Genomic DNA, 720 nt, shown 5'->3' on the forward strand with positions numbered 1-720 from the left:
CCTGTAACTCTGCGCTATTAAAGTCGTCGACTCGACGGGACGTAGTACCGTGGGTAAGGTGCTGGCTTGCTGAGCAATGGATTCCCGCGCGCGAATTAAACATGGCAACTGCCACCAGCAGCGTGTCGACAAAAATATCGCGTGCGCTGAGGCTAGACGCGAAACATGTCCGCCGGACAACAGGCAGAAGTCGGCCCAGACTGTGTCAAAACGCATTTTTGGAGCGCTAGAATTCCTCATCCGATAGCGTGGGATGAGCAAGATGAAACGATTCGTTCAAGGCGACAATCGTACGCAAAGCTTTCTCCTCCCAGAGGCGCTTGATGACTACGTGACGGACACGAATCCCGTGCGCGTGGTTGATGTCTTTGTAGATGAACTTGATCTTCATAAGCTCGGGTTTGAAGGTGTCGAACCAGCGTTGACCGGTCGGCCGTCGTATCACCCCGAGGTGATGCTCAAGATCTACATCTACGGTTACCTGAACCGTATTCAGTCCAGCCGTCGCCTTGAACGCGAGGCCCAGCGCAACGTCGAACTGATGTGGCTCACGGGCCGCCTGGCGCCGGACTTCAAGACCATTGCGCGGTTCCGTAAAGACAACGGCAAAGCGATCCGAAGCGTCTGCCGTCAGTTCGTCGTGCTATGCCAGCGTCTGGACCTCTTTGCCGAAGCGATCGTTGCGATCGACGGCAGCAAGTTCAAGGCGGTGAACCATCG

Annotated in this window: 1 protein-coding gene; it reads left to right on the forward strand. The window is 55.7% G+C overall.

Translation table 11 applies throughout. The annotated features are described in order from the left end of the window. Nucleotides 1–262: 262 nt before the first annotated feature. On the forward strand, nucleotides 263–720 hold a 458-nt coding region (locus P0D89_RS53685), incomplete at its 3' end, for a transposase (RefSeq protein WP_408379757.1).

The sequence above is a fragment of the Paraburkholderia sp. RL18-085-BIA-A genome (assembly GCF_046027075.1).
Lineage (GTDB): Bacteria > Pseudomonadota > Gammaproteobacteria > Burkholderiales > Burkholderiaceae > Paraburkholderia.